Here is a 25,372-nt window from a genome sequence, read left to right on the forward strand (position 1 = left end):
GGATTTTTCGCAAGTAGCGTCTCTGTAGCGGTTTTGCTGCAATCGGGGCACGATTTGTAGTGCCCGCATTCGAATGGTTGATCGTGTCTGACCGCTTTGCCCCCCCTCCCTCCTTTCTTGGCCTGTCGCGCACTGTCGTCATTGCCGGCGGCGTGATCCTGTTTCACGGCGCCGCGCTGTGGGCGCTGCAAAGCGGCCTGCTGCGCCGGGCCGCCGAAGTGGTGATTCCCGTCGAGATCCTGAGCCAGTTCGTCGAACCGCCGAAACCCAAGGCCGATCCGCCGCCCCCGCCTCCTCCGCCGCCGCAACCCAAGGTGAGCAAGGCGCCACCGCCGCCGCGCCCGCAGGCCATCCGCGAACCCAAGCCGACGCCCGCGCCGAACGCGACCTCGGGCACCACCGAGCCGCCGCCTCCACCCGCCCCCCCGGCACCGCCCGCACCGCCGGCCCCTCCCGCACCGCCGCCGTCGCCCCCGGCGCCGCCCGCCGTGCAGCTGCCGTCGAGCAATGCCGACTACCTGCAGAACCCGAAGGCGGTCTATCCCGCCATGAGCAAGCGGCTCGGCGAGCAGGGCAAGGTGATCGTGCGCGTGCTCGTGGGCGCCGACGGCCTGCCCAAGAGTGCGGAGGTCAAGAAGTCCAGCGGCTTCGACCGCCTCGACGAAGCCGCCGTCGAATACATCATGAAATGCCGGTTCGTGCCCGGCAAGGTCAACGGCGTGGTGCAGGCCATGTCTTACGACGCCCCCGTCAACTACGTCCTGAACTAATTTTTCTCTGGAGCAACTTCGTATGGATTCCCAATTTGGCTTGATGAACGTCTGGAATCAGGGCGACTTCGTCACCAAGGCAGTCGCGGTTCTGTTGATCGGCATGTCCCTCGCATCGTGGATCGTGATCATCGTGAAGGCGCTCGACGTCATCAAATACAAGCGCCTGGCCAAGCACTCGCAGGACTTCTGGCACAGCGAAGACTTCGCCACCGCCCTGAACAAGCTGGGCACCGACGACAGCAACCCCTTCCGCGCCCTGGCACTCGAAGGCCGCGAAGCCGCCGCCCACCACCGCAACACCAAGGCGCACCTGCATGACGCGCTCGACGTGAGCGACTGGATCACGCGCGCCCTGCGCAACGGCATCGACGCCTTCACCGCTCGCCTGCAGACCGGCCTCGCCATCCTCGCTTCGGTGGGTTCGACGGCGCCGTTCATCGGCCTGTTCGGCACGGTCTGGGGCATCTACCACGCGCTGATGAGCATCGGCTCGGCCGGCCAGGCGACCATCGACAAGGTGGCCGGCCCGATCGGCGAAGCACTGATCATGACGGCCCTGGGCCTGGCGGTCGCCATCCCCGCCGTGCTGGGCTACAACGCCCTGGTGCGCGGCAACAAGTTCGTGCTGACCAAGCTCAACAGCTTCGCCCACGACCTGCACGCCTACTTCGTGACCGGCGCCCGCGTGCAAAGCGGCAGCGGTGAAGCCGTCGTGGTTCCGCTCAAGAAGGGCTGAGCAGCATCATGGCTTTCGGAACGCAAGACGAACCCGATGAGGTGATGAACGAGATCAACATGACGCCGCTGGTCGACGTCATGCTGGTGCTCCTGATCATCTTCATCATCACCGTGCCGGTCATGAAGCACGCGGTCAACATCGACCTGCCCCGCGCCAGCAGCGAGCCCGAGCAGCCCAAGCCGCAGAACATCCTGTTCAGCGTCACGGCCGACGGCGCCTACTACTGGAACGAACAGAAGATCGACGACAGCGAGCTGCCGAACCGCCTGGCCGCCGAAGCCGCCAAGGAGCCGCAGCCCGAGCTGCACATCCGCGGCGACAAGGCCGTGCGTTACGAGCGCGTGGCCAAGGCCATGGCCGAGGCACGCGAAGCCGGCGTGCGCAAGATCGGCTTCATCACCGAGCCCGACACGAAGTGATCTGAACGGGTGAATGACGGATCGAAAAAAAGTTGATCGCGACGATTGACTTTATATTGAGAATCATTATCATTCACTCATCGCGTCCATAAAGGGAACTCCAGATGCCAGCCACCCCGAATGCCTTTTCTGTCCTGAACCACCCTTCGCTCGACCAATCGGGTGGCGGTCATGCATCGATCCAGGCAGCGCGTCCGGCGCCGATGGTCGAAAGCACGGAGCTTCTGAAGGGAAGCAAGACCGTGGGCATCATGCACAACGGCTCGCTCTACCGGCTTCAGGCCACCAAACTCGGCAAGCTGATCCTGACCAAGTAGGTCGTTCAGCCCGCCCCTCGCGCAAGTTTCATCGTGGGGCGACTCGAGGAGATTCATCTCCGAAGGGTCGTTTTTTGCTAGCCAACGGTTCGCCGACTAGCCAAGCTTTTTTTCACGCTGAAGCCCCGAAAAAGAAAACGCCGACCATCTGGTCGGCGTTTTGCTTTGGGCGAATGAAAAGGCTTACAGGCCGAGCGCGGCGATGCCGGCCTTGGCGATCTGCGCATCTTCGTTCGACTTCACGCCGCTCACGCCCACGGCGCCGATGACGTGGCCGTCCTTCACGATCGGCACGCCGCCTTCGAGCAGGCCTTCCACCAGGGGCGCCGTCAGGAATGCGGTGCGGCCGCCGTTGATGATGTCTTCATAGACCTTGCTCTCGCGACGGCCCATGGCGGCGGTGTGTGCCTTGGCGGGAGCGATGTGCGAGGACAGCGCGGCGGCGCCGTCCAGGCGCTGCAGCCAGAGCAGGTTGCCGGCGTCGTCGGAGATGGCGATGGTCACGGCCCAGTTGTTCTTCAGGGCCTCGGCTTCTGCTGCGGCGGCGATGGCCTTGACGTCGGCGAGTTCGAGGAATGATTTGGTCTTCATGGATAAGCTCAGGTTGCGTCGAAACCCGACAGCATAACGGCGGGGCGCCACAGCGTCCCGCGGGGGCTTAAGAACAACGGGCATACGGTCTTTGCAAGGCCCCCTCTTGCAGCCCCCTAGAATGCGCCCAACTGCGTGTCATTGCATGCAGCAACCTCAGGAGCTTCGGCCATGAACGACCGTGTGACCACCCTCGACACTTCCACCGGCTACGGCCAGACACTGCCGCAGGCCGAACGCCAGCGCGTGCTGCGCAATACCTACTGGCTGCTGGCGCTGAGCCTGCTGCCCACCGTGCTGGGCGCCTGGATCGGCGTGAGCACCGGCATCACCCGCTCGCTCACCGGCGGGCTCGGCCTGATCGTCTTCCTCGGCGGCGCCTTCGGCTTCATGTTCGCGATCGAGAAGACCAAGAACTCCGCCGCCGGCGTGCCGGTGCTGCTGGGCTTCACCTTCTTCATGGGCCTGATGCTGTCGCGCCTGCTCGCGATGGTGCTGGGCTTCAAGAACGGCCCCGAGCTGATCATGACGGCCTTCGGCGGCACCGCCGGCGTGTTCTTCGTGATGGCCTCGCTGGCCACGGTCATCAAGCGCGACCTGTCGGGCATGGGCAAGTTCCTGTTCGTCGGCGCCCTGGTGCTGATGCTCGGCGCGGTCATCAACGTCTTCGTGGGCTCGAGCACCGGCATGCTGGTGATCTCGGTGGCGGCCATCGGCATCTTCTCGGCCTACATGCTCTATGACCTGAAGCAGATCATGGACGGCGGCGAAACCAACTACATCAGCGCCACGCTGGCCCTGTACCTGGACATGTTCAACGTGTTCCAGAGCCTGCTGGCCCTGCTGGGCATCTTCGGCGGCGAGCGCGACTGAGCGACTTGCTCCGACCCCAAGAAAAAAGGCCCCGCGGGGCCTTTTTTCATTCCAGCTCGAAGACCGCGATCGACTCGACGTGCGCTGTGTGCGGGAACATGTTCACCACGCCCGCGAAGGTGCAGCGGTAGCCCGCCTGGTGCACCAGCAGGCCGGCGTCGCGCGCCAGCGTCGACGGGTTGCAGCTCACGTACACGATGCGCTTGGGCGGCGTCCAGCCACCAGTGCGCAATTCAGGCTGCTGGTGCAGGTCGGCCATGGCCTTGGCCAGCGCGAAGGCACCTTCGCGTGGCGGATCGACCAGCCACTTGTCGGCGCTGCCGTCGGCCACCAGCATCTCGGGCGTCATGTCGAACAGGTTGCGCGCCACGAACCGGGTGGCCGACAACGCACGCCGCTCGGGCGTTGCAGGCTGATTTCTCTGGAAATTGTCGGTGGCGCGTGCCACCAGCGTGTCGCTGCCCTCGATGCCGAGCACCTCGCGCGCCTGGCTCGCCAGCGGCAGCGTGAAGTTGCCCAGGCCGCAGAACCAGTCGATCACGCGTTCCTCGGGCTGCACGTCGAGCAGGCGCAGCGCCTTGCCGACCAGCGCGCGGTTGATGTGCGGGTTGACCTGGGTGAAATCGGTGGGCTTGAACGGCATCGTCACGCCGAACGCGGGCAGGCGGTAGGCCAGCGGCGTGCCGCCCTCTTCCAGCAGCTTCACGGTGTCCGGGCCCTTGGCCTGCAGCCACCATTGAACGCCTTCGTTCTCGGCCGCAAAGGCCTTGAGCCGCCCGATGTCGGCGCCCGACAGCGGCTCCAGGTGACGCAGCACCAGGGCGATGGTGCCCAGCGCGGTGGAGTCCGGCGCGTCGCCGCAGGCCAGCTCGATCTGCGGGCAGGTGTCACGCGCGTCCATGGAACCGATCAGCGCGCGCAGCGGCATCAGCATGGCGCTGACCTGCTTGGGCAGCACGGGGCAGACCTGCATGTCGGCCAGGTAGCGGCTCTTGCGCTCGTGAAAGCCGATCAGCACCGTGCCCTTCTTGACCACATGGCGCACCGACAGGCGCGCGCGGTAGCGGTAGTGCCAGGCCGGGCCTTCGAGCGGGCGCAGCACGTTCTCGGGCCTGACCTTGCCCAGGTGCCAGAGGTTGTCTTCCAGCGCACGCTGCTTCACCGCCACCTGGGCGGCGGCGTCCAGGTGCTGCATCTTGCAGCCGCCGCACGCGCCCGTGTGCAGGCCGAAATGCGGGCAACCGGGGCGCACGCGCTGCGAGGACTCGCGGCGGATCTGCGTGACCGTGCCCTGCTCCCAGTTGTTCTTGCGGCGATGCACGTTGAACTGCACCTCCTCGAAGGGCAATGCGCCTTCGATGAACACGACCATGCCGTCGGACTTGTGGGAGACGCCTTGCGCGTCCAGGTCGAGCGACTCGACCTGGAGCCATTCATCGGCGGGGTTCGCGGGGACTTTCTTTTCTTCGATGGATTCCGTCATCCCCCGATTGTCTCAGCGTGGCCGGGGCGGTCCGGCCGCGACGGGTTACCTTCTTTTCTTCACACCACTAGAACAGCGCGTCGCGGCCGACGCCGGAGCGCGCCAGCTGCTTGCGCATCTTGGCCAGCGCCTCGTTCTGGATCTGCCGCACGCGTTCGCGCGTCAGGCCCAGCCGCACGCTCAGCACCTCGAGCGTCTCGGGCTCCCGGTCGTGCAGGCCGTAGCGGCCTTCGAGCACCTCGCGCTCCCGCGCGTTGAGGGCCTGCACCCACTGGTCGAGCAGGCGCTCCACCTCGTGCGTGTGCGTCACGCCGGCAGGGTTGCCCTGCTCGTCGTCGGAGGCCACGGTGTCGGCCAGCGTGAAGCCCTCTTCGCCGCGCGCGTCGCCCGCATCGAGCGAACGCGGCGCCTCGGCCAGCGCCAGCAGGTCGGCCACCGCCTGCACCTCGCGACCGAGCAGCGCGGCCACGTCCTCGACGCGCACGCCGTCCGGCCGGCTCGCGAGGAACTCCGCGTCGCCCTCGAGCGTACGACGCGCCCGCAGGACCTGCTGCAGTTCGCGCACGACATGCACCGGCAGGCGTATCGCCCGCGACTGCGTGATGACGGCGCGCTCGACCGACTGGCGGATCCACCAGGTTGCATACGTGGAGAAGCGAAACCCGCGTTCGGGCTCGAATTTCGTGATGGCATGCATCAGCCCGAGGTTGCCTTCCTCGATGAGGTCGGACAGCGGCATGCCGCGCCCCAGGTAGTTCTTGGCGATGTTGACCACGAGCCGCAGGTTGTGCTCGATCATCGACTGCCGCGCCGCGAAATCGCCGGCGCGTGCGGCGCAGGCGGTGGTGTATTCCTCGGCGGGAGTGAAGAGCCCGGTGCGCCGGACCTGGCGCAGGTAGATGGTCAGAGCATCGGCGCCCTCGCCGCCCATGACCTCGGCGGCGGTGCCGTGAGGCGGGGCCGATGCTGCGGAGGGAATCGACGGATCCGCTGCGGGGTCGTCGGGAAGAGAGTCCGTGCTCAGCGGCTCGTCGCCGCTGTCCTGATGACCATTGCGGCCACCGTTGCTTCGAGGTGAAGGGCTGCCCTGCCCCGCCAGCCCACGCACGGGCAGTGTGCGAAGAGGGCGGGAGGCAGCCATGGCATCACCGGTTGGGCAGGTAGCGCGACGGGTCGACGGGCTTGCCCTGGCGGCGGATCTCGAAATGCAGCTTCACGCGATCGGCGTCGCTGTTGCCCATTTCGGCGATCTTCTGGCCCTTCTGAACCGACTGGTCTTCCTTCACGAGCAGCGTCTGGTTGTGCGCATACGCCGTGAGGTAGGTGTTGTTGTGCTTCAGGATGATCAGGTTGCCGTAGCCGCGCAGGCCGGCACCGGCGTAGACCACACGGCCATCGGCCGCGGCCAGCACGGGGTCGCCGGCCTTGCCGCTGATGTCGTAGCCCTTGTTCTTGGCTTCGTCGAAACCGGCGATCAGCGAACCGCTGGCAGGCCAGATCCAGCCCAGGTCGTCGTCACCCGAGCTGCTCGGGCCCGAAGGCGAAGCCGTGACGGGCGGCTTGGTAGTGGCGCTCGCGCCGCTGGCCGGCACCGCCGGCGTGACAGACGCCTGCGGGGCCACAGGTTTGGTCGTCGCCTCGGTGGGCGCAGCAGGCGCAGAGGTGGACGGTGCGGTGGCGACCGCGGTGCTGCCACCGGTCGGCGGAATCACGCGCAACACCTGGCCGACTTCGATCAGGTCGGGGTTGTCGAGGTTGTTCCAGCGCACGATGTCCTGCCAGCGCTGGCCCGTTTCGCTGCCGATGCGGCGGATGGAGTCACCGGGGCGCACGGCGTAGTAGCCGGGCTTGCCGTAGTTCTCGATACCAGGGAGCGGTTTGCCGGACGCGTCGGTCGTGATGGGAGGACCGCCGGGCGTCGTTGCCCCGGGTGCGCGCGTCATGGTGCCCCGGTCTTCGACCGGTGCGGGACCGCGCGGTGCGGAGCAGCCCGCGATCACGAGCACAACAGCCAACGTGATGCCTGCGAACAAACTCCGATTGCCAAAACCCTGCATTTGTTATTCCTTCAAGCGATGCCCGATTTTAGGGGGACAAAGTGAACCGCCTCAAGAATGCGCCGCTCGAGCCCACGGGGGGTCTTGTCGATCACGACGAGGGCTTGTCCACCGGTGGCGGAATGGGTCGGTGCGACGATGCGCCCGCCCACCGCGAGCTGCGCGATCCAGGCCTCGGGCACGGCCTCGCCGCCGGCCGCGGCGATGATGCCCGCGTACGGCGCACCCTTCGCGTAACCGATCATGCCGTCGCCCAACATCAGGTGGACGGTGGCCAGGCGGAAGTGCCGCAGATTGGTGCGCGCGCGCTCGTGCAGTCCGCGCAGGCGTTCGATGCTGTAGACCTCGGTGGCCACTTCATTCAGCACCGCGGCCTGGTAGCCGCAGCCGGTGCCGATCTCGAGCACGCGGCCCAGCCGTTCCTGCGGCTTGCCGACCAGCGCCGGTGCGCCCAGCAGCAGCTCGATCATGCGGGCCACCACATTGGGCTTGGAAATGGTCTGCCCCAGCCCGATCGGCAGGCTGGTGTCTTCATAGGCCTGGTTGACCAGCGCGCTGTCGACGAAGCGATGCCGCTCGACGGTGCCCATGGCGCGCAGCACGCGCGCATCGGTGATGCCCTGCGCCGCGAGCTTTTGCACCATGCGCGCCCGCACGGCGTCGGATGCCATCGAGGGCGTGGACGGGACCATCGGCTTGACCGGCACGGCGGGCATGCGCCCGCGCGTGGCGGCCGAGGCGGTGGGGGTCAGTCGAACCGGGAAACTGGGCCGTGGAGGGGTCGCCATGTCGTCAATTGCCGAGACGGGCGACCGTCTCGCGCCATTGGCCCAGGTTGGCGTGGTCGGTCAGGTCGATCTGCAAGGGCGTCAGCGCGATGTGGCCGCCCGCGGTCGCGTGGAAGTCGGTGCCCTCCCCGCTGTCCTTGGCGCTGCCTGCACCGGCGATCCAGTACATGGTTTCGCCGCGCGGACTGTCCTGCGTGATCACCTTTTCGGCGGCGTGGCGGCGCCCGAGCCGGCACACCTTGACTGGCTTCAGTTCGTCGAACGGCCGGTTCGGCACGTTCACGTTGAGCAGGAAGGCGGGGCCGCCGAGCATCTTTTCGCGCTCGATCTGCTGTACCAGCCGGCGCGCCACCTGGGCCGCCGCATCCACGTGCGCCCAACCCTTTTCGATCTGCGAGAAGGCGATGGCCGGGATGCCGAACAGGTAGGCCTCCATCGCCGCGCCCACGGTGCCTGAATAGATGGTGTCGTCGCCCATGTTGGCGCCGTTGTTGATGCCCGAGACCACCAGGTCGGGGCGGTAGTCGAGCAGGCCCTTGAGGGCGATGTGCACGCAATCGGCCGGCGTGCCCGTCACGTAGCGGAAACCGTTGTGCGCCTTGTGCACGTACAGCGGCGCGGCCAGCGTGAGTGCGTTCGACTTGGCGCTGTTGTTGTGCTCGGGTGCCACCACCTCGACGTCGGCGATGTCCTTGAGTGCGTCGTGCAACGCGACGATGCCCGGCGCCTGAAAGCCATCGTCATTGGAAATAAGTATCTTCATGGTGCTTCTGGGTGCAGCGGATTGTAGGTGCGGGGTGCGTCGCAGCAGGGACAACGCCGCACCACAGCGCCGCCTATCATCGCCCCGAATTCATTGCCCACACGACTCATTCGAAGGAGACCCCGAGCATGCACGCATGGCTTTGCGAAAACCCCACCGGCGTCGACGCGCTGACCTGGAAAGAACTGCCCACCCCCACGCCGGGCCCGGGCCAGGTGCTGATCGAGATCAAGGCCGCCAGCCTGAATTTCCCCGACCTGCTGATCGTGCAGAACAAGTACCAGATGAAGCCGCCGCTGCCCTTCGTTCCCGGATCGGAATATGCGGGCGTGATCCAGGCGGTGGGCGAAGGCGTGACGCACCTCAAGGTCGGCCAGAACGTGGCGTGCCTGTCGGGCACCGGCGGCTTCGGCACCCACACGCTGGCACCCGCCGCGCTGTGCATGCCGCTGCCCGAAGGTTTCGGCCATGTCGACGCAGCCGCTTTCATCATGATCTACGCCACCTCGTGGCACGCACTGATGGACCGCGCGCAACTCAAGGCCGGCGAAACCGTGCTGGTGCTCGGCGCGGCCGGCGGCGTGGGCACCGCAGCCATCCAGATCGCCAAGGCGGCGGGCGCCAAGGTGATTGCCGCGGCATCGACCGACGAAAAGTGCGAACTCTGCCGTTCGATCGGCGCCGACGCGACGATCAATTACACGACGCATGCGCTGCCCAATGGCTTCCGCGATGCCATCAAAGCCGCGACCGACGGCAAAGGCCCGGATGTGATTTACGACCCCGTGGGTGGCGATTTCGCAGAACCCGCATTCCGCTCGATTGGCTGGCGCGGTCGCTATTTGGTGGTCGGTTTTGCATCGGGCCCGATCCCGTCGCTGCCATTGAATCTGACGCTGCTCAAAGGCGCGTCGCTGGTGGGCGTGTTCTGGGGCGATTTCGCCAAGCGCGAACCCAAGGCCAATGCGCAGATGATGGCCGAATTGGCCCAGTGGTACGGCCAGGGAAAAATCAAGCCGGTGATCGATAGCACGATGCCGATGGCCGAATTGAAGGCCGCCTATGCGCACATGGGATCGCGCGGCGTCAAGGGAAAACTGGTGATGGTCAACTGATCGAACGCGCGCGCATCGCCGTGCGCGCCATCCAATAAAAAAGCCCGCCGAAGCGGGCTTTTTTATTGGGCGAATGTCCAACTGATTCTGCAGGCAATCACTTGATCTCGTAATCGGAGAGCGACTTGCCGGCTGCCAGTGCTTCCGTGACCCAGCGCGGCTTGCGGCCACGGCCACCGGACCAGGTTTCGCCCGTCGGGCCGCGGTATTTGGCGGCGGCCTTGGCGGCTGCAGGACCTGTGCTGCGCTTGGTTGCGGCGGCGCGACCACCACCCAGCTTCAGATCGGAAGCGGTCAAACCGTATTCTGCAATCTTCCTGCGCACTTCTTCGATCACGCCGGCCCGTTCCTGGTTGCGCAGGTCTTCGGCCTGCTTGCGCAATTGCGCAATCTGCTCGTCGTGCTTCTGGATCTGGGAATTGATATCGGCGAGTGACGAAGCCATTGTTGGACTCCTGTTGTGAATTGAAAACGGCTGAATTCTAATTCAAACCACTTTTGCCACAAGCGCCTTTTCAGCAGAAAAATGCAGGCGCATTGGCGGAATGCAACAACCCGCAACACACGCGCACCATTTTGGGTACTTTCAAAATCGGGGGCGGTGGGGGAAAGAATGCGGCGTGCAACCTGGCGCTTGAAGCGACGGCGAAGCCAGAAATGACAACGCCGGGCAAGCCCGGCGTTGGAATCCCTTGGGTGCTATTGAGAAATAGCGCTGGGACTGAATTTTTTGGGGTGGCTGATGGGACTCGAACCCACGACGACCAGAATCACAATCTGGGACTCTACCAACTGAGCTACAGCCACCGTAGAGCCTCTGATTGTAGCGTTAAAAATCGCGGCTTTCGCTTCCGCGATCACCAAAGACGCTGAAATGCCACATCGACATGCGGCCCAGCGCGTCCAGAGACCCTCCGCGATGGCCTGCCGCCACACATGCGCCCTGCCCCATGGGCATAACTTCGCAGTCGCCCGTTCGATGTACCAAGCCGACGCCGACGCGCGAATGGCTCCGCTATCATGAATGCGAGCGGCCCGACCGGGCCCGGCTTTCGCCACTTCACTTCATCAAAGGAACTTCTTCATGAGCATCGTCTGGACTATCCTGATCGGGTTCGTCGTGGGTCTCGTGGCGCGGGCCGTCAAGCCGGGCAACGATTCCGCCGGCTTCATCGTGACCACGCTGATCGGCATTGCAGGTTCGCTGGGCGTGACCTACCTCGGCCAGGCGATGGGCTGGTACACCGCCGGCCAGGGCGCCGGCTTCATCGCCTCCGTGCTGGGCGCGATCGTGCTGCTGATTCTCTACGGCCTCATCAAGCGCAAGAGCTGATGCCCCTGACGCCGTGCCGCGCAATGCGGCCGGCGGTTCTTCCGGCTGCCTGGGCCCCACACTTCTTCAGCCAGCCTCGCGAGGCCTTCCCGCCGATGCCCCGCAAACCACGCGCCCGTCACCACGTCTACGTGGTCGAACTCGACGACCGCGTCTGGAACAACGGCCGCTTCCGGCGCGCCAACCCCGACTACCAACTCGGCAAGCCCTTCGTCTATGTCGGCATGACCGGCCTGGACCCCGACATCCGTTTCGACAAGCACAAGGCCGGCATCCAGGCCAACCGCTTCGTGCAGGAATTCGGCCTGCGGCTGCTGCCCGCGCTCTATGAACGCTACAACCCGATGCCGTACGACGACGCGCGGCTGATGGAGGTCGACCTGGGCATCGCCCTGCGCCGCGCTGGCTACGGCGTCTGGCAGGCCTGACGCGGTTCAGGAGTAGGTGACCCAGTCCTCGTACGCCGGGCCGTCGAGGTGCGGCAAGGTGTTGTAGGTCACGAGCATGTGCCGCTTCGGCGTGAAGGCGAACTCGGTCACCGAGCTGTTGCGGATGCGCAGGTTGAGTTCGATGGTCGTCTCGGCGCTGGTGCCCAGCACATGGCCGACTGCGGTGCTGATCGGCCCGCCGCTCGACACCACCAGCACCTTCGCGCCATGGTGCCGCTCGCGCACGTGGTCGAGCGCCGTGGTCACGCCGGCCAGGAAGTCGACATAGCTCGGCATGCCGACCGGCGCCGTGCGTCCCTGCATCCACGCACCCAACCCATCGCGCAGCAGGCGGAAGTGATGGCGGTACATCTCGGGTGAATCAGGCTTCTCGAGCTTGCCCTGGTGCACCGTGGCAATGACGGCTTCGCTGTCGTACTCGTTGAGCCCCGGCCAGGGCAGCACGTCGTCGCGCGACAGCCCGAGCCCCTGCGCGATGCCTTCCCAGGTCTGTTTGTGGCGCTTCAGGGTGCCGGTGATGACGGCATCGAAACGCATGCCGCGTTCGCGCCAGTATTCGCCCAGGCGCACGGACTGCCGGTGTCCGAGCTCGCTCAGGTTGTCGTAGTCGGCAGCACCGAAGCTGGCCTGCCCGTGGCGCACGAGGTAAAGGGTTCCCATGCGCCGGATTCTGGCAAGAAGCGCGAACCGCGCTTGTCCCTCGTGCGACCAAAAAAAAGCCCGGGTCGTCGAACCCGGGCTTGTGGCGAGCAGCAGTTGCCCGTCTGTGTCTCAGCGCGCCGCTGCAGCAGTCGGCAGCGTGTCCGCCGGCTTCGGCACAAGGATCTCCACCTTGAAGCGTTGCTTCAGCAGCTCGTAGTAGGCAGCGGCTTCGGCGGCAGTCACCGACTGGGCGATCTGCATGCTTTCCTGCTGTGCCTGTTCGGCCGTCGGCGGCGTGCGCGGCACGACCTTGGTCACGCGGACCACAGCGTAGCCTTGCGTGCCGAGGTCCACGCCGAGCAGCGCGGGCAGCTTGGCGCCGTCGGCACGCAGTGCGGCGTCGATCACCGGTGCGGGCTGCGACTGCGCATCGATGCGCGACACCGTGACCGGTGCGCCGAAGGTGGCGCCATCGGCCTTCGCCTTCCAGGCGGCGAGCTTGGCTTCGCCCTCGGTCTTGGCCAGTGCTGCGGCGCGCTCGGTGATGAGCTGTGCGCGGATCTTGTCCTTCACCTCGGCCAGCGGAATCGGATGCGCGGCCGTGTACTGCGTCACGCGGCCTGATGCGAGCTGGTTCGGACCGACTTCGATGGCTTCCGTGTTCTGCTTGCGGTCCAGCGAGTCGGAGGCATACAGCGCCTGCAGGAAGTTGCGGCTGGCGAGCGGGCCAGTGGCGCCCGGCGCGGGCGTGCGCGGCACGTTGGTGGCGGTCTGGATCGTGAGCTTCAGCTTCTCGGCGGCCGGCTTCAGGCTCTCGGGTTGCTGATAGACGGTGTCCGTGAAAATTTCCGCAGCCTTCGCGAATTCCTGCGTGGCCTGTTGGGCGCGCACATCGTTCTCGATGGTCGCGCGCACCTTCTCGAACGGCGGCACCACGGCCGGCTTGATGTCGGTCAGCTGGATGATGTGATAGCCGAACTCGGTCTCGACGAGGTCGCTGATGTCGCCCTTCTTGAGCGCGAACATCGCGTCTTCGAAAGGCTTGACCATCGCACCGCGCGTGACGAAGTCGAGGTCGCCGCCCTTCTCGGCCGAGCCGGGGTCCTGCGAGTTCTTGCGTGCCACGTCGGCGAAGGTGGCCGGCGCCTTCTTCACGTCGGCCAGCAGCTGCTCGGCCTTGGCCTTCGCCTTGGCGCGGTCGCCGCTGGACATGCTGGCCGGCGCGGTGATCAAGATGTGGCTTGCACGGCGTTCTTCCTTGGTGCCGAAGCGCGCGGTGTTCTGCTCGTAGTAGGTCTTGAGGTCGGCTTCGTTCGCGACGATGTTCTTCTTCGCGGCTTCGAGGTCGAGCACGAGGTACTCGATGCTGGCCTGCTCCGGCGCCTGGAACTGCGACGTGTGGTCCTTGTAGTAGGCCTCGATGTCGGCGTCGCTGACCGTGACCTTCGACGCGAAGCTCTCGGGCGCGAAGCGCGCGACCTGGATTTCACGACGGTCGTAGAAGGCATTCACCGTGGCCGCGGTCAGTGCCGCCGGTGCGAAACTCGTGCCCGTCACGCCCAGCAGCACCTGCTGCGAGGCCATGTCGGCGCGCACCGATGCTTCGTACTGCTCGGGCGTGCGGCCGGTGGCGCGCAGGAAGGCTTCGCGGTCGAACTTGCCGTCGGCCGTGCGGAACGCAGCCAGGCCGGCGTCCTGCGCGAACATGCGCGTAAGGCGGTCTTCGGACACCGACATGTTGGTCTTGACCGCCGCGGCCGCCAGCACGCGATCGCGCACCATGCGTTCCAGCGTGGCGTAGCGCAGCGCGTCGGAATCGAGCAGCGTCGGATCGACGTTGGGCGACTGCTGGCGGATGCGGTCGGTCTCGACGCGGTGCTGCTGGTCCCACTCGGGCTTGGTGATGTCGTGACCCTGGATGCGGGCCACCTTCTCGTCGCCGCCCATGCCCTGGTAGCGCTCGACACCAAAGAAGACGAACGAGGGAATGATCAGCAAGAACAAGAAAATCATCACGACTTTGTTGTACTTGCGGAAGGTATCAAACATGCTTGAACACTCTTTTTCGACGGGCGCCGGACGGCAATAAAAAAGGCGAACCGGTGTTCGCCTTTGCATCGGGTGGTGGTGGGTGCTGAGGGGCTCGAACCCCCGACCTACGCCTTGTAAGGGCGCCGCTCTACCAACTGAGCTAAGCACCCCACCTGGAATACTCTCCGAGTCTACAGCCTCAGTTCAGCGCGTCTTTGAGCGCCTTGCCGGGACGGAACTTCGGGATCTTGGCTGCCTTGATTTTAATCGCGTCGCCGGTGCGGGGATTCCGGCCGGTGCGGGCTGCGCGTTTGCCGACTGCGAAAGTGCCGAAACCGACGAGCGACACGGAACCGCCCTTCTTGAGCGTGGTACGAATGGCGCCAATGGTGGATTCGAGCGCACGGGTCGCTGCGGCTTTGGAAATATCGGCGTTCTTTGCGATGTGCTCAATCAGTTCGGTCTTGTTCACAAGGGCCCCTTGTCGAAAAAAAGTTGGTCGGCTTTCGTCAGCTGCGACCTGGCCGCGACGGGAGCGACTCAAGAACATGGCAGGCCTGACGCCTCGGCAGCGCACTGCCAGCGAGGATTACAACCACTGGTCTGCGGGGTGTCAATAAGACACAACGCACTGCAGCCCAGCGGAGCGCGCGATTTTAGGGGCGTTTCGCGACGTACTTTTCAAAGGGCCTCGGCAATTGCCTTTCCGAGGTCGGCCGTGCCCGCCCGACCGCCGATGTCCGGCGTGCGCGGTGCGCCGCTTTGGGGCGCGAGCACCTTCTCGATGGTCGCCAGGATCGCGTCGTGCGCGTCCTTGTGGCCGAGAAACTCCAGCATCATCGCGCCGCACCAGATCTGGCCGATCGGGTTGGCGATGCCCTGGCCGGCGATGTCCGGCGCCGAGCCGTGCACCGGCTCGAACAGCGAGGGCGTGGTGCGCTCGGGGTTGAGGTTGGCGCTGGGCGCGATGCCGATGGTGCCGGTGCAGGCCGGGCCCAGGTCGGACAGGATGTCGCCGAACAGGTTGCTCGCCACTACCACGTCGAAGAAGTCGGGCCGCTGCACGAAGTGCGCCGTGAGGATGTCGATGTGGAACTTGTCCAGCGTGATGCCCGGGTAGCCCTTGGCCATTTCCACCACGCGCTCGTCCCAGTACGGCATGGTGATCGAGATGCCGTTCGACTTGGTGGCGCTGGTCAGGTGCTTCTTCGGCCGCGACTGCGCGAGCTCGAACGCGAACTTCAGCACGCGGTCGACGCCCACGCGCGACATCACGGTTTCCTGCACCACGATCTCGCGCGGCGTGCCCTGGTACATGCGCCCGCCGATGCTCGAGTACTCGCCCTCGGTGTTCTCGCGCACGATGTACATGTCGATCTCGCCAGGCGCGCGCGGCGTGCCGTCGCGCCGCACCACCGGCGCAACGATGCCGGGCATCAGGCGCGCGGGGCGCAGGTTGATGTATTGGTCGAACTCGCGGCGGAACATGAGCAGCGAGCCCCACAGCGACACGTGGTCGGGAATCTTCTCGGGCCAGCCGACCGCACCGAAGAAGATGGCGTCGTGGCCGCCGATCTGGTCCTTCCAGTTGTCGGGCAGCATCTGGCCGTGCTTCTCGTAATAGTCCCAGCTCGAGAAGTCGAAGTGGTCGAACTTCAGGTCGATGCCGAATTTGCGCGCCGCCGCATCGAGCACACGCAGCCCCTCGGGCATGACTTCCTTGCCGATGCCGTCGCCGGCGATGACTGCGATTCTGTGGGTGCTCATGGATGGGCTCCTGGGTGTTCGGGGGAAACGAAAAAATTCAGCGCCTCGGCCAGCAAGGCCTCGGGCGCTTCTTCGGGGATGTAGTGGCCGCAGGGCAGCGCGCGGCCCGACACGTCGTCGGCCCGCTCGCGCCACAGCGAAAGCACATCGAACGCGCGCCCCACCGCCCCGTGCTCGCCCCACAGCACGCGCAGCGGCTGCGCGAGGCGGCGTCCGGCGGCGATGTCGGCGCGGTCGTGCATGAGGTCGATGGTGGCGGAGGCGCGGTAGTCCTCGCAGATGGATTCGGCGGTGCCCGGGATGGCAATGCAGCGTTCGTACTCCGCCAGCACTTCGGGCGCGAACGGCGCGAGCCCCGCGTGCCGCCCGCCCATCACGCTGCGCACGTAACGCACCGGGTCGGAGGCGATCAGTGCCTCGGGCAGCGGCGGCGGCTGGATCAGGAAGAACCAGTGCCAATAAGCCTTGGCAAACGCTTCGGAGGTGTGTTCATACATGGCCAGCGTCGGCGCGATGTCGAGCAGCAGCATGCGCTCGACCACGCCGGGATGGTCGGCCGCGAGCCGGTGCGCCACGCGCGCGCCGCGGTCGTGCGCCAGCACGGCGAAGCGCTCGAAGCCATGGTGATGCATGGCGGCCAGCGCGTCGAACGCCATCTCCCTCTTGCTGTAGACCGCGTGTTCGTCGTCGCCCGCCGGTCGACCCGAGTCGCCGTAGCCGCGCAGGTCCACCGCCACCACCGTGAAGCGCTCGGCCAGCGCGGGCGCCACGCGGTGCCAGATCGCATGCGTCTGCGGATGGCCGTGCAACAGCAGCAAGGGTGCGCCCTGCCCGCCGATGCGACCGTGGATGCGCACGCCATCGCGGGCGATGTCGAAGCGGGGAAAGTCGAGGAAGGAAGCCGTCACGCCGCGATTGTGCGTTGCACCCTGGCGGCCATCAAGCAACAATCAGCCAATTCATACTTTCCGATCTGGCATGAATCCCCACACGATGGAACGCGGCGATCTCGAACTGGTGCTGGCCATCCGCGACCAGGGCAGCCTGGCCGGCGCGGCCGCCACGCTCGACGTGGTGCCCTCGGTCATCACCAAGCGGCTCGGCGCGCTGGAGGCCCGGCTCGGGCAGCGGCTGTTCGACCGCACGACGCGGCGGCTCAGCGTCACGGCCGAGGGCGAGGCCGTGTGCCTGCATGCACGCACGCTGCTCGAAGGCTTCGCGGCGCTCGAAAGCGAACTCGGCGAACGGCAGAACGCGCTGATCGGCACGGTCCGCCTCGCGGCCACCTTCGGCTTCGGCCGGCACTGGCTCGGCCCGGCACTCGCGGACTTCCAGGCGCAGCACCCCGGCCTGCAGGTCGAGCTGCTGCTGACCGAGCAACTGCCCGACCTCGGCGCCGAAGGCTACGACGGCGCGGTCTGGCTGTGGGCGGTGCAGCAGCACCGCGCCGCCGACTGGACCACGCGCCGCATCGCGCGCAACCAGCGTGTGCTGGCCGCCTCGCCCGACTACCTGGCCCGCCGCGGCACGCCGGCCACGGTGGAAGCACTGGCCACGCACGACTGCCTGATCGCGCGCGAGAACGGCGACGCCGCGCAGTCGCGCCAGTTCGCGCTCTGGACGCTGTGCCACGCGCGCGACAGCAGCACGGCGCGCGTGCGGGTGCAGGGTCCGCTCACGAGCAATTCAGGAGAAATGGTGCGCGACTGGTGTCTCGCGGGCCATGGCGTCATGCTGCGCAGCCTCTGGGACATCGCGCCGCAGCTCGCAAGCGGCGAGCTGGTGCGCGTGCTGCCGCAGTACGGCATGCCCGATGCCGACATCCACTGGGTCGCGCCCTGGCGGCCGAAGACGCCGCGGCGCGTGCGCCTGCTGGTCGATCACCTCGTCGAGCAGTTCCGTTCGGAGCCCTGGAAGCCGACCAAGCCGGTCGGGCGCTGAAGGCAGAGTCGGTCAGCGCTCCGCGCGCACCACGAGGCTCACGCCGACGGCCGTCAGGCCGATGCCCAGCACCGTGGTCCAGGTGATCGGTTCGGCGAACAGCAGCCAGGCCATCAGCGCCGTGCACGGCGGCACGAGGTACAGCAGGCTGGTGACGGCGGTGGCCGTGCCGCGCTGGATCAACATATAGAGCAGCGAGCTGCCGCCCAGCGACAGCGCCAGCACCGACCACGCCATGGCGCCGATCGAATGCGTGTTCCATTCGATGGCCTGCGCCTCGAGCGCGGCGAAAGGCAGGGTCACGAGCAGCGCGGCAGCCATCTGCACCGCGCTGGCGCTGCGCACGTCGCAAGGCGCCACGAAGCGCTTCTGGTACAGCGTGCCCGCCGTGATCGACAGCAGCGCCATCACGGCCAGCCCCATCGTCAGCGCGTTGACCTCGGTGCCCTGCCCCAGCTTGCGCGACACCACCAAGACCAGCCCCGCGAAACCCAAGGCCAGCCCGGTCCACTGCCGTCCCGAAATGCGCCCGCCGTTGAAAGACAGCCACACCGCCGTGAGCACCGGCTGGATGCCGACCAGCAGCGCCACCAGCCCCGCGCCCATGCCCGCATGCACGGCCGCCCAGACGCCGCCCAGGTAGCCGGCCTGCATCAGCACGCCCGTGACCGCCAGGTGCCCCCATTGCGCGCGCTTCGCCGGCCACGCCACGCGCGCGAGCATGACCCACACGCCGAAGCAGGCGAGCGACAGCGCATAGCGCACGGCGAGGAACTTGAGGGGCGGCGCATAGGGCATGCCATAGCGCGCAACGATGAAACCCGTGCTCCAGATCAGCACGAAGACCGCCGGCATCGCCCGCAGCCAGCCTGCGTTGCGGACCGAGACGGCCGCGGTCATTTGGAGTGGGCCCGGATCTCGGGAATGGCCTTTTGCAGGTAATAGACCATCGACCAGACGGTGAGCACCGCCGAGATCCAGATCAGCCACTGGCCCCACAGGCCGGTGTCGATCACCTTGAAGAGGTGCCCGTCATAGAGCAGGAAGGGAATCGCGACCATCTGCACGGTCGTCTTGACCTTGCCGATCATGTGGACCGCCACGCTCTTGCCGGCGCCGATGCGCGCCATCCATTCACGCAGCGCCGAGATGGCGATCTCGCGGCCGATGATGATGAGCGCCACGAACACGTCGGCGCGCTGCAGATGCACCAGCACCAGCAGCGCGGCGCAGACGAGAAACTTGTCGGCCACCGGATCGAGAAAGGCGCCGAAGGAAGAGGTCTGGTTGAGCTTGCGCGCCAGGTAGCCGTCGAGCCAGTCGGTGGCGGCGAACACGATGAACATGACCGTGGCGATCAGGTTGCGCGTCGGTTCGCTGATCGGCAGGTAGAAAACGCCGACGATCAACGGAATCGCGACGATGCGCGTCCAGGTCATGATGGTCGGTAGGGTCCAGAACATGCGGGCGATTGTGTCATGCACGCGTGAAGCGCCGGAAGGACGGGGGCAATCCCGGCTTCAACGCAGCGCGCGATAGATTTCCTCGGCCAGTTCGGTGGCGATGCCCTCGACCGAGGCGAGGTCTTCCACGCTCGCCGCCGCCACGCCGCGGATGCCGCCGAAACGCTGCAGCAGGCGCGCCCGGCGCTTCGGGCCGATGCCCGGAATGTCTTCGAGCTGGCTGCCGCCCACACGCACCTTGGCGCGCTTGGCCCGCATGCCGGTGATGGCGAAGCGGTGCGCCTCGTCGCGGATCTGGGCCACCAGCATCAGGGCGGCCGAATCCTTGCCGAGGTAGACCTTCTCGCGGCCGTCGGCAAACACCAGTTCCTCGAGCCCGACCTTGCGGCCCTCGCCCTTCTCGACGCCGACGATCAGCGACAGCGGCAGGCCCAGTTCGCTGAACACCTCGCGCGCCATCGACACCTGGCCCTTGCCGCCGTCGACCAGCACCAGGTCGGGCATGCGCGCGGCCGGCGTCCGGGGCGGCGGCGCCTCGACGCCTTCGGCCCCTTCGCTCTCGGCATCGCCCGGGGCCAGCGCCTGCGTCTCGGCCGCGAGCGCCTCGGCCAGCTTGCCGTAGCGGCGGTGCAGCACCTGGCGCATGGCGGCGTAGTCGTCGCCGGGCGTGATGCCCTCGATGTTGTAGCGGCGGTACTCGCGGTTCTGCATCGTGTGGTGCGCGAACACCACGCACGAGGCCTGCGTGGCCTCGCCCGCCGTGTGCGAGATGTCGAAACACTCGACGCGGAAGTTCTCCAGGTCGTCCGACGCCAGCTCGAGCGCATCGGCCAGCGCGCGGGTGCGCGCCTGCTGCGAACCCTCTTCGGCCAGCAGCCGCGCCAGCTGCAGGCCGGCGTTCGTCTCGGCCATCTCGAGCCAGTGGCGGCGCTGTTCGTGCGGCTGGAACACGGCCGTGACGCGCGCGCCGGCCTGCTGCGAAATCGCCTCGATGAGCGCGCGGCTCACCTGCCGGCCCAGCACCAGCGTGGCGGGCACCGGCACGTCGATGTAGTGCTGGGCGATGAAGGCTTCGAGCACCTGCACCTCGATCGGGTCGGCGACCACCGGGTCGGCGCCCTCTTCGGCGTCGAGCTCGCCGTGATGGATCTGCGCCGCGTCGTCCACGTGCACCGGAAAGTACGCGCGGTCGCCCAGGTGGCGCCCGCCGCGCACCATCGCGAGGTTGACGCAGGCCTTGCCGCCCTGCACCTTGACCGCGAGGATGTCGACGTCCTTGTCGGACACCACCTCGATCGACTGCTGATGCAGCACGCGCGAGATCGCCGACATCTGGTTGCGCAATTCGGCCGCCTGCTCGAACTCGAGCTTCTCGGCGTGCGCCGTCATGCGCTGTTCGAGCGTGGAGAGCACGCCCTGCGTGTCGCCGAGCAGGAAGGCCTCCGCGCTGGCCACGTCCTGCGCGTAGGCCTCGGGCGAAATGAGGCCCACGCAGGGGCCGCTGCAGCGCTTGATCTGGTACAGCAGGCAGGGCCGCGTGCGGTTGGCGTACACCGTGTCCTCGCAGGTGCGCAGGCGGAACACCTTCTGCAGCAGCTGGATCGATTCCTTCACCGCCCAGGCGCTCGGATACGGACCGAAGTAGCGGTGCTTCTTGTCGACCGCGCCGCGGTAGTAGGCCAGCCGCGGAAACCCGTGCGAGGCGATCTTCAGGTAGGGGTAGCTCTTGTCGTCGCGAAACAGGATGTTGTAGCGCGGCTTGAGCGTCTTGATCAGGTTGTTCTCGAGCAGCAGCGCCTCGGCCTCGGAGCGCACCACCGTGGTCTCCATGCGCACGATCTTCGAGATCATGTGGCCGATGCGGGTGCCCCCGTGGCTCTTCTGGAAGTAGTTGGCAACCCGCTTCTTCAGGTTGCGCGCCTTGCCCACATACAGCACGGCGCCGGCCGCGTCGAAATAGCGGTAGACGCCCGGCAACTGCGGCAGGGCCGCGACTTCACTGAGCAATTGATCGGAATGCACGTCGGACATGGCGGCTATTGTGGCGCGCGGCGCGGGGCCCTGCGGCGCCCCCGGCACGAACGCGACACGCACGGGAATGAAATGTGCTCATCATGGACGCGGGCGCGAGGAGCGCCCGTTGTCCTTCGAATAACACCACTCGGGAAGCACTCTCCATGAACAAGAATTCCACGCGCGCGTGGTGGGCCCTGACGCCCCTCGCGCTCTCCCTGGCCCTGGCCGGCTGCGGCGGCAACAGCAACAACAACGCGCAGAACAACGCCGCACTGGTCGCGGCCATCGCCGCGATCAACGCGGCCAACCAACCTACCCCCACGACACCGCCCGCCGCCGACAACGGCTGCCAGATCCCGAGCAGCGGCACCTCGGTGGTCGTCGGCTCGGGCGACCCGGGCGATCCGGCCGCGCCCGAGCCGGCGTCGGGCTACGTGCCCGGCCACAAGCTGGTGTACGCCAAGAACTACATGGTGGTCGCGAACCACCCGCTGGCCACGCGCGCCGGCTGCGACGTGCTGAAAGCCGGCGGCAGCGCGGTCGATGCGGCGGTGGCGGTGCAGGCCGTGCTCGGCCTGGTCGAGCCGCAATCGAGCGGCCTGGGCGGCGGTGCCTTCATGCTTCACTACGACGCGGCGACGAAGAAGGTGCAGGCCTATGACGGTCGCGAGACGGCGCCTGCCGCGGCCACCGAGAACTACCTGCGCTGGATCGACGACACGAACGACCAGACCGCACCCAAGCCCGGCGGCGCCCGAGCGAGCGGCCGCTCCATCGGCACGCCCGGCGCCGTGCGCATGCTCGACATCGCTTATCAAGACCACGGCAAGCTGCCCTGGAAAGACCTGTTCGGCTATGGCATCACGCTGGCGTCCGACGGTTTCCTGATCGGCGGACGCATGGCGAGCGCCATCGCGGGTTCCGCGTCGAGCCTGAAGCGCGACGCCGACGCCACGGCCTACTTCTTCAACGCCGACGGCACGCCCAAGGCGCTGGGCACCCGGCTCACGAACCCGGCCTACGCCAGGACGCTGAACGCCATCGCCACACAGGGCGCCAACGCCTTCTACACGGGCGACATCGCCAAGAGCATCGTCGACAAGATCGGGGTCACCACGGCGGCCAGCGACGGCTCGACCATCACCCCTGGCAAGACCACGCTGGCCGACCTGGCCAACTACAAGGCCAAGCGCCGCGACCCGGTCTGCAGCACCTACCGCGAGTACTACATCTGCAGCATGTCGCCGCCGTCCTCGGGCGGCATCGCGGTGGTGGCGACCCTCGGCATCCTCGAGACCTTCAACCTGGGCCTGTACAAGCCGACCGCCATCGACCTCGAAGGCGGCAAGCCGAGCGTGATGGGCGTGCACCTGGTGAGCGAAGCCGAGCGGCTGGCGTATGCCGACCGCGACAAGTACGTGGCGGACACCGACTTCGTGCCGCTGCCCGGCGGCAGCCCCGCCATGCTGATCGACAAGTCCTACCTGCAGGGCCGCGCCAGCCTCATCAGCCTGACGAAGAGCATGAATCTCGCCAAGGCTGGCGACCGGGGCGATGTGCCGCTGGGCATCGACAAGACCGAAGAGCATGGCACCACGCACTTCACCGTCGTCGACAAGCAAGGCAACGTGGTCGTGATGACCACGACGGTGGAAGGCAGCATGGGCTCGTTCCACATGACGCAGGGCTTCCTGCTGAACAACCAGCTGACCGACTTCGCACTCAACCCGATCGACACCTCGGTGACCCCGAACGTGAAGTTCGCCAACCGCGTCGCGCCCGGCAAGCGCCCGCGCAGCACGATGGCGCCAACGCTGGTGTTCAAGAAGAACGCCGACGGCAGCATGGGCGAGTTCGTGATGGGCACCGGCTCGCCGGGCGGCGGCACGATCATCCAGTACGTGGTGAAGACACTGGTTGGCGCGCTCGACTGGGGCCTCGATGCGCAACAAGCCACGTCACTGGTCGACTTCGGTGCCACCAACACCCCACCACCGACGCCCCCCGGCGCCACCTACAGCCTCACCAACGTGGGCGGCGAGCACCCGGCCATCGACACCTCGAACTCAGGCAACAACGATCCGCTGATCGCCGGCCTGCGCGCGCTCGGCCACACGGTGAACCTCGGAGCGCAGTCCAGCGGCGTGAGCACCATCCTGCGCACGAACGTCGGCGGCAAGCCCGTGCTGACCGGCGGCGCAGACCCGCGCCGCGAAGGCATCGTGCTGGGCGACACCTTCACGCCCTGAACGACAAGGGGGCTGGCGCCGCCTTCGCTGCGCCAGCCCCCTTGCCTGATCACCTGTTGATTTACTTAGCGACTTCCGACACCAGCCGGTACAGGAACTCGCGCCCGTCGTACAGGCGCTGGATCTCGATGCGCTCGTCCAGCCCGTGCGCACGCGCATCGGCCGGCTCCAGGAACATGCCGGTCACGCCGTACATCGGGATGCCGGCGTTGCGCAGGAAGCGGCTGTCGGTGGCGCCGGTGCTCATGGCGGGCACCACGGGCACGCCGGGCCACATCTGCTGCGTGAGCGTCTCGACCGTCTTCACGAGGTCGCCGTTCAGCGGCGAGGCCGGGCTGCGCAGCGGCTTGCCCATGTTGCGCACCACGATCTTGTCGTTGCCCACGGCCTGGGTCAGCAGGCGTTCGACCTCCTCGGGATCGTCGTGCGGCAGGATGCGGCAGTTGACCGTGGCCTTGGCCGATTGCGGCAGCGCGTTCTCGGCATGGCCAGCCTGCACCATCGTCGCCACGCAGGTGGTGCGCAGCTGCGCGTTGTAGGCCGGGTTGGCCGTCATGCGCTCGAGCACGCCGGCGTCGGGGTTGCCGCTGCCGATGGCGCGCATGTCGTCGGCCAGCTGGCCGGTGGCAAAGGGGGCGCTGCGCGCGAAGTAGGTCTTGGTGACGTCCGCGAGCTTGATCGGGAAGGCGTAGTTGCCCAGGCGCTCCAGGCCGGCCGAGAGCGCGTAGATCGGGTTGGTCTTGGTGGGCACCGAGCTGTGGCCGCCCACGTCGCGCGCCTCGAGCATGTAGGTGGTGTACATCTTCTCGGCCACCTGCATGCGGTGCAGGTTCGGCTTGCCGCCGCGCAGCTCGCCACCGCCGCCTTCGTTGATGCCGAACTCGGCCTGCAGCAGCTCGGGCTTGTTGTTGATGAGCCAGAAGGCGCCGTTGCTGAGCGCGTCGCCGCGCTCCTCGTCGGCAGTGAGCGCCAGGATGATGTCGCGCTTGGGCTTGAAGCCTTCCTGCTTGAGCTGCCCCAGCACGGAGACCAGCGCCGCGGCCATGGCCTTGTCGTCGATGGCGCCGCGCGCCGTGAAGTAGCCGCCGGTTTCCTGCAGCTTGAAGGGGTCGGTCTTCCAGTCTTCGCGGCGCGCCTCGACCACGTCGATGTGGGCCAGCAGCAGCAGCGGCTTCTTGCTGCCGTCGCCCTTGAAGCGCAGCACCAGGTTCCCCTTCTTCGGGAAGGGCTCGAAGATCTGGATGTCGCCGGGCGCGAAGCCCGCGTCGACCAGCCGCTTTTCCATGGCCCGCGCCGCGACCGTGTTGTCGCCCACCGAGTGTGTGGTGTTGATCTCGATCAGTTCCTTGTAGATCTCGCGAAAGCGCTGCTGCTGCGCGGTGAGCGGCGCGGTCTGGGCCTGGGCGCCCGCAATGCCGGCCAGGGCCAGCGAGAGCGCGAGCACGCCGCGTTTGGCGCTGCTCAAGGGCGAAGAAGAAAACGACGAACGGCGGCGGGTCTGCATCCTCATGGTCTGGCTCTCTCCGATGGTTGTTGTGGCGAGGGGCAGCATAGCAAGCGGGC

At 66.8% G+C, this 25,372-nt stretch carries 26 protein-coding genes and 2 tRNA genes; 10 read left to right on the top strand and 18 right to left on the bottom strand.

The features are described from left to right. Positions 1-80 precede the first annotated feature (80 nt). The 4 genes from AC1RAD_RS27165 (at position 81) to hemP (ending at position 2,248) form a co-directional block, all read left to right on the top strand. Positions 81-770: an energy transducer TonB gene (locus AC1RAD_RS27165; protein ID WP_070059744.1), complete on the top strand. Its 690-nt coding sequence runs from the start codon at positions 81-83 to the stop codon at positions 768-770. Between the two features lie 22 nt (positions 771-792). Continuing rightward, complete coding sequence (locus AC1RAD_RS27170; protein WP_062479023.1) at positions 793-1,509, top strand: MotA/TolQ/ExbB proton channel family protein; 717 nt, start codon at positions 793-795, stop codon at positions 1,507-1,509. An 8-nt stretch (positions 1,510-1,517) separates the two neighbouring features. Next, entirely contained in the window at positions 1,518-1,931 is a 414-nt protein-coding gene (locus AC1RAD_RS27175; RefSeq protein WP_062479026.1) for an ExbD/TolR family protein, read from the top strand. 104 nt (positions 1,932-2,035) lie between these two features. Beyond that, positions 2,036-2,248 (top strand): hemin uptake protein HemP, encoded by a 213-nt coding sequence (hemP, locus tag AC1RAD_RS27180; protein WP_062479029.1) that lies wholly within the window; start codon positions 2,036-2,038, stop codon positions 2,246-2,248. 183 nt (positions 2,249-2,431) lie between these two features. Here hemP and AC1RAD_RS27185 read toward each other — a convergent pair whose 3' ends face one another. After that, a complete protein-coding gene (locus tag AC1RAD_RS27185) occupies positions 2,432-2,839 on the bottom strand; it encodes a GlcG/HbpS family heme-binding protein (RefSeq protein ID WP_056583078.1) in 408 nt (135 codons plus the stop codon). 171 nt (positions 2,840-3,010) lie between these two features. On the opposite strand from AC1RAD_RS27185, the gene AC1RAD_RS27190 reads away from it, so the two are divergent. Then, the gene (locus AC1RAD_RS27190; RefSeq protein WP_062479032.1) at positions 3,011-3,712 is read left to right on the top strand and encodes a Bax inhibitor-1/YccA family protein; all 702 of its coding nucleotides are present in this window, start codon (positions 3,011-3,013) and stop codon (positions 3,710-3,712) included. A gap of 46 nt (positions 3,713-3,758) precedes the next feature. Here the strand turns inward: AC1RAD_RS27190 and rlmD are convergent, their stop codons facing one another. The 5 genes from rlmD to surE all read right to left on the bottom strand — a co-directional run bounded on the left by rlmD (position 3,759) and on the right by surE (position 8,803). Further along, entirely contained in the window at positions 3,759-5,195 is a 1,437-nt protein-coding gene (gene rlmD / locus AC1RAD_RS27195; RefSeq protein WP_492738173.1) for a 23S rRNA (uracil(1939)-C(5))-methyltransferase RlmD, read from the bottom strand. Between the two features lie 67 nt (positions 5,196-5,262). Continuing rightward, positions 5,263-6,336 (bottom strand): sigma-70 family RNA polymerase sigma factor, encoded by a 1,074-nt coding sequence (locus AC1RAD_RS27200; protein WP_070059618.1) that lies wholly within the window; start codon positions 6,334-6,336, stop codon positions 5,263-5,265. 4 nt (positions 6,337-6,340) lie between these two features. Continuing rightward, complete coding sequence (locus AC1RAD_RS27205) at positions 6,341-7,252, bottom strand: peptidoglycan DD-metalloendopeptidase family protein (protein ID WP_492738175.1); 912 nt, start codon at positions 7,250-7,252, stop codon at positions 6,341-6,343. A gap of 11 nt (positions 7,253-7,263) precedes the next feature. Continuing rightward, positions 7,264-8,040: a protein-L-isoaspartate(D-aspartate) O-methyltransferase gene (locus tag AC1RAD_RS27210; protein ID WP_062479039.1), complete on the bottom strand. Its 777-nt coding sequence runs from the start codon at positions 8,038-8,040 to the stop codon at positions 7,264-7,266. 4 nt (positions 8,041-8,044) lie between these two features. Next, positions 8,045-8,803 carry a 5'/3'-nucleotidase SurE gene (surE, locus tag AC1RAD_RS27215; protein WP_492695210.1) on the bottom strand — a complete coding sequence of 253 codons (759 nt, stop codon included), beginning with the start codon at positions 8,801-8,803 and terminating at the stop codon, positions 8,045-8,047. Between the two features lie 128 nt (positions 8,804-8,931). Between surE and AC1RAD_RS27220 the strand changes: the two genes are divergently transcribed. Then, on the top strand, positions 8,932-9,918 hold the full coding sequence (locus AC1RAD_RS27220; RefSeq protein ID WP_095744683.1) for an NADPH:quinone oxidoreductase family protein: 987 nt from the start codon (positions 8,932-8,934) through the stop codon (positions 9,916-9,918). Positions 9,919-10,015: 97 nt separating this feature from the next. On the opposite strand, the gene AC1RAD_RS27225 is transcribed toward AC1RAD_RS27220, so the two are convergent. Together AC1RAD_RS27225 and AC1RAD_RS27230 are read right to left on the bottom strand one after the other, a co-directional pair. Next, positions 10,016-10,363, bottom strand: coding sequence for an H-NS histone family protein (locus AC1RAD_RS27225; protein WP_492738177.1), 348 nt, complete (start codon positions 10,361-10,363; stop codon positions 10,016-10,018). A 286-nt stretch (positions 10,364-10,649) separates the two neighbouring features. After that, a tRNA-His gene (locus AC1RAD_RS27230) sits at positions 10,650-10,725 on the bottom strand. A gap of 277 nt (positions 10,726-11,002) precedes the next feature. Between AC1RAD_RS27230 and AC1RAD_RS27235 the strand changes: the two genes are divergently transcribed. After that, the gene (locus AC1RAD_RS27235) at positions 11,003-11,251 is read left to right on the top strand and encodes a GlsB/YeaQ/YmgE family stress response membrane protein (protein ID WP_062479046.1); all 249 of its coding nucleotides are present in this window, start codon (positions 11,003-11,005) and stop codon (positions 11,249-11,251) included. 95 nt (positions 11,252-11,346) lie between these two features. Beyond that, on the top strand, positions 11,347-11,679 hold the full coding sequence (locus AC1RAD_RS27240; protein ID WP_095744681.1) for a hypothetical protein: 333 nt from the start codon (positions 11,347-11,349) through the stop codon (positions 11,677-11,679). Positions 11,680-11,685: 6 nt separating this feature from the next. Here AC1RAD_RS27240 and AC1RAD_RS27245 read toward each other — a convergent pair whose 3' ends face one another. From AC1RAD_RS27245 to AC1RAD_RS27270, 6 genes are all read right to left on the bottom strand, one after another. Then, positions 11,686-12,360 carry a histidine phosphatase family protein gene (locus AC1RAD_RS27245; protein WP_095744680.1) on the bottom strand — a complete coding sequence of 225 codons (675 nt, stop codon included), beginning with the start codon at positions 12,358-12,360 and terminating at the stop codon, positions 11,686-11,688. Between the two features lie 111 nt (positions 12,361-12,471). Further along, entirely contained in the window at positions 12,472-14,391 is a 1,920-nt protein-coding gene (locus tag AC1RAD_RS27250; RefSeq protein WP_492738180.1) for a SurA N-terminal domain-containing protein, read from the bottom strand. A gap of 76 nt (positions 14,392-14,467) precedes the next feature. After that, positions 14,468-14,543, bottom strand: a tRNA-Val gene (locus AC1RAD_RS27255). Positions 14,544-14,572: 29 nt separating this feature from the next. Beyond that, positions 14,573-14,845: an HU family DNA-binding protein gene (locus AC1RAD_RS27260; protein ID WP_007830705.1), complete on the bottom strand. Its 273-nt coding sequence runs from the start codon at positions 14,843-14,845 to the stop codon at positions 14,573-14,575. A 209-nt stretch (positions 14,846-15,054) separates the two neighbouring features. Then, complete coding sequence (locus AC1RAD_RS27265) at positions 15,055-16,140, bottom strand: tartrate dehydrogenase (RefSeq protein ID WP_062479058.1); 1,086 nt, start codon at positions 16,138-16,140, stop codon at positions 15,055-15,057. Then, positions 16,137-17,048, bottom strand: a complete 912-nt coding sequence (locus tag AC1RAD_RS27270; protein ID WP_492738182.1) for an alpha/beta fold hydrolase — start codon at positions 17,046-17,048, stop codon at positions 16,137-16,139. The genes AC1RAD_RS27265 and AC1RAD_RS27270 overlap by 4 nt, the downstream gene beginning before the upstream one ends. Before the next feature lie 70 nt (positions 17,049-17,118). Here AC1RAD_RS27270 and AC1RAD_RS27275 point away from each other — a divergent pair, with 70 nt between their 5' ends. Then, entirely contained in the window at positions 17,119-18,081 is a 963-nt protein-coding gene (locus AC1RAD_RS27275) for a LysR family transcriptional regulator (RefSeq protein ID WP_492738184.1), read from the top strand. A gap of 12 nt (positions 18,082-18,093) precedes the next feature. On the opposite strand, the gene AC1RAD_RS27280 is transcribed toward AC1RAD_RS27275, so the two are convergent. From AC1RAD_RS27280 to uvrC, 3 genes are read right to left on the bottom strand one after another with little or no spacing between them, the layout of a single operon-like run. Further along, positions 18,094-18,981 carry a DMT family transporter gene (locus AC1RAD_RS27280; RefSeq protein ID WP_062479066.1) on the bottom strand — a complete coding sequence of 296 codons (888 nt, stop codon included), beginning with the start codon at positions 18,979-18,981 and terminating at the stop codon, positions 18,094-18,096. Further along, a complete protein-coding gene (gene pgsA, locus AC1RAD_RS27285; protein WP_062479069.1) occupies positions 18,978-19,544 on the bottom strand; it encodes a CDP-diacylglycerol--glycerol-3-phosphate 3-phosphatidyltransferase in 567 nt (188 codons plus the stop codon). The genes AC1RAD_RS27280 and pgsA overlap by 4 nt, the downstream gene beginning before the upstream one ends. A gap of 57 nt (positions 19,545-19,601) precedes the next feature. Then, the gene (gene uvrC / locus AC1RAD_RS27290) at positions 19,602-21,575 is read right to left on the bottom strand and encodes an excinuclease ABC subunit UvrC (RefSeq protein WP_487849257.1); all 1,974 of its coding nucleotides are present in this window, start codon (positions 21,573-21,575) and stop codon (positions 19,602-19,604) included. 146 nt (positions 21,576-21,721) lie between these two features. Here uvrC and AC1RAD_RS27295 point away from each other — a divergent pair, with 146 nt between their 5' ends. Continuing rightward, the gene (locus tag AC1RAD_RS27295; RefSeq protein WP_492738186.1) at positions 21,722-23,809 is read left to right on the top strand and encodes a gamma-glutamyltransferase family protein; all 2,088 of its coding nucleotides are present in this window, start codon (positions 21,722-21,724) and stop codon (positions 23,807-23,809) included. A gap of 61 nt (positions 23,810-23,870) precedes the next feature. Here the strand turns inward: AC1RAD_RS27295 and AC1RAD_RS27300 are convergent, their stop codons facing one another. Then, positions 23,871-25,319 carry a M20/M25/M40 family metallo-hydrolase gene (locus tag AC1RAD_RS27300; RefSeq protein WP_095744620.1) on the bottom strand — a complete coding sequence of 483 codons (1,449 nt, stop codon included), beginning with the start codon at positions 25,317-25,319 and terminating at the stop codon, positions 23,871-23,873. Positions 25,320-25,372 lie beyond the last annotated feature (53 nt).

It is taken from the genome of Variovorax sp. GW823-FHT04B03, assembly GCF_058796495.1.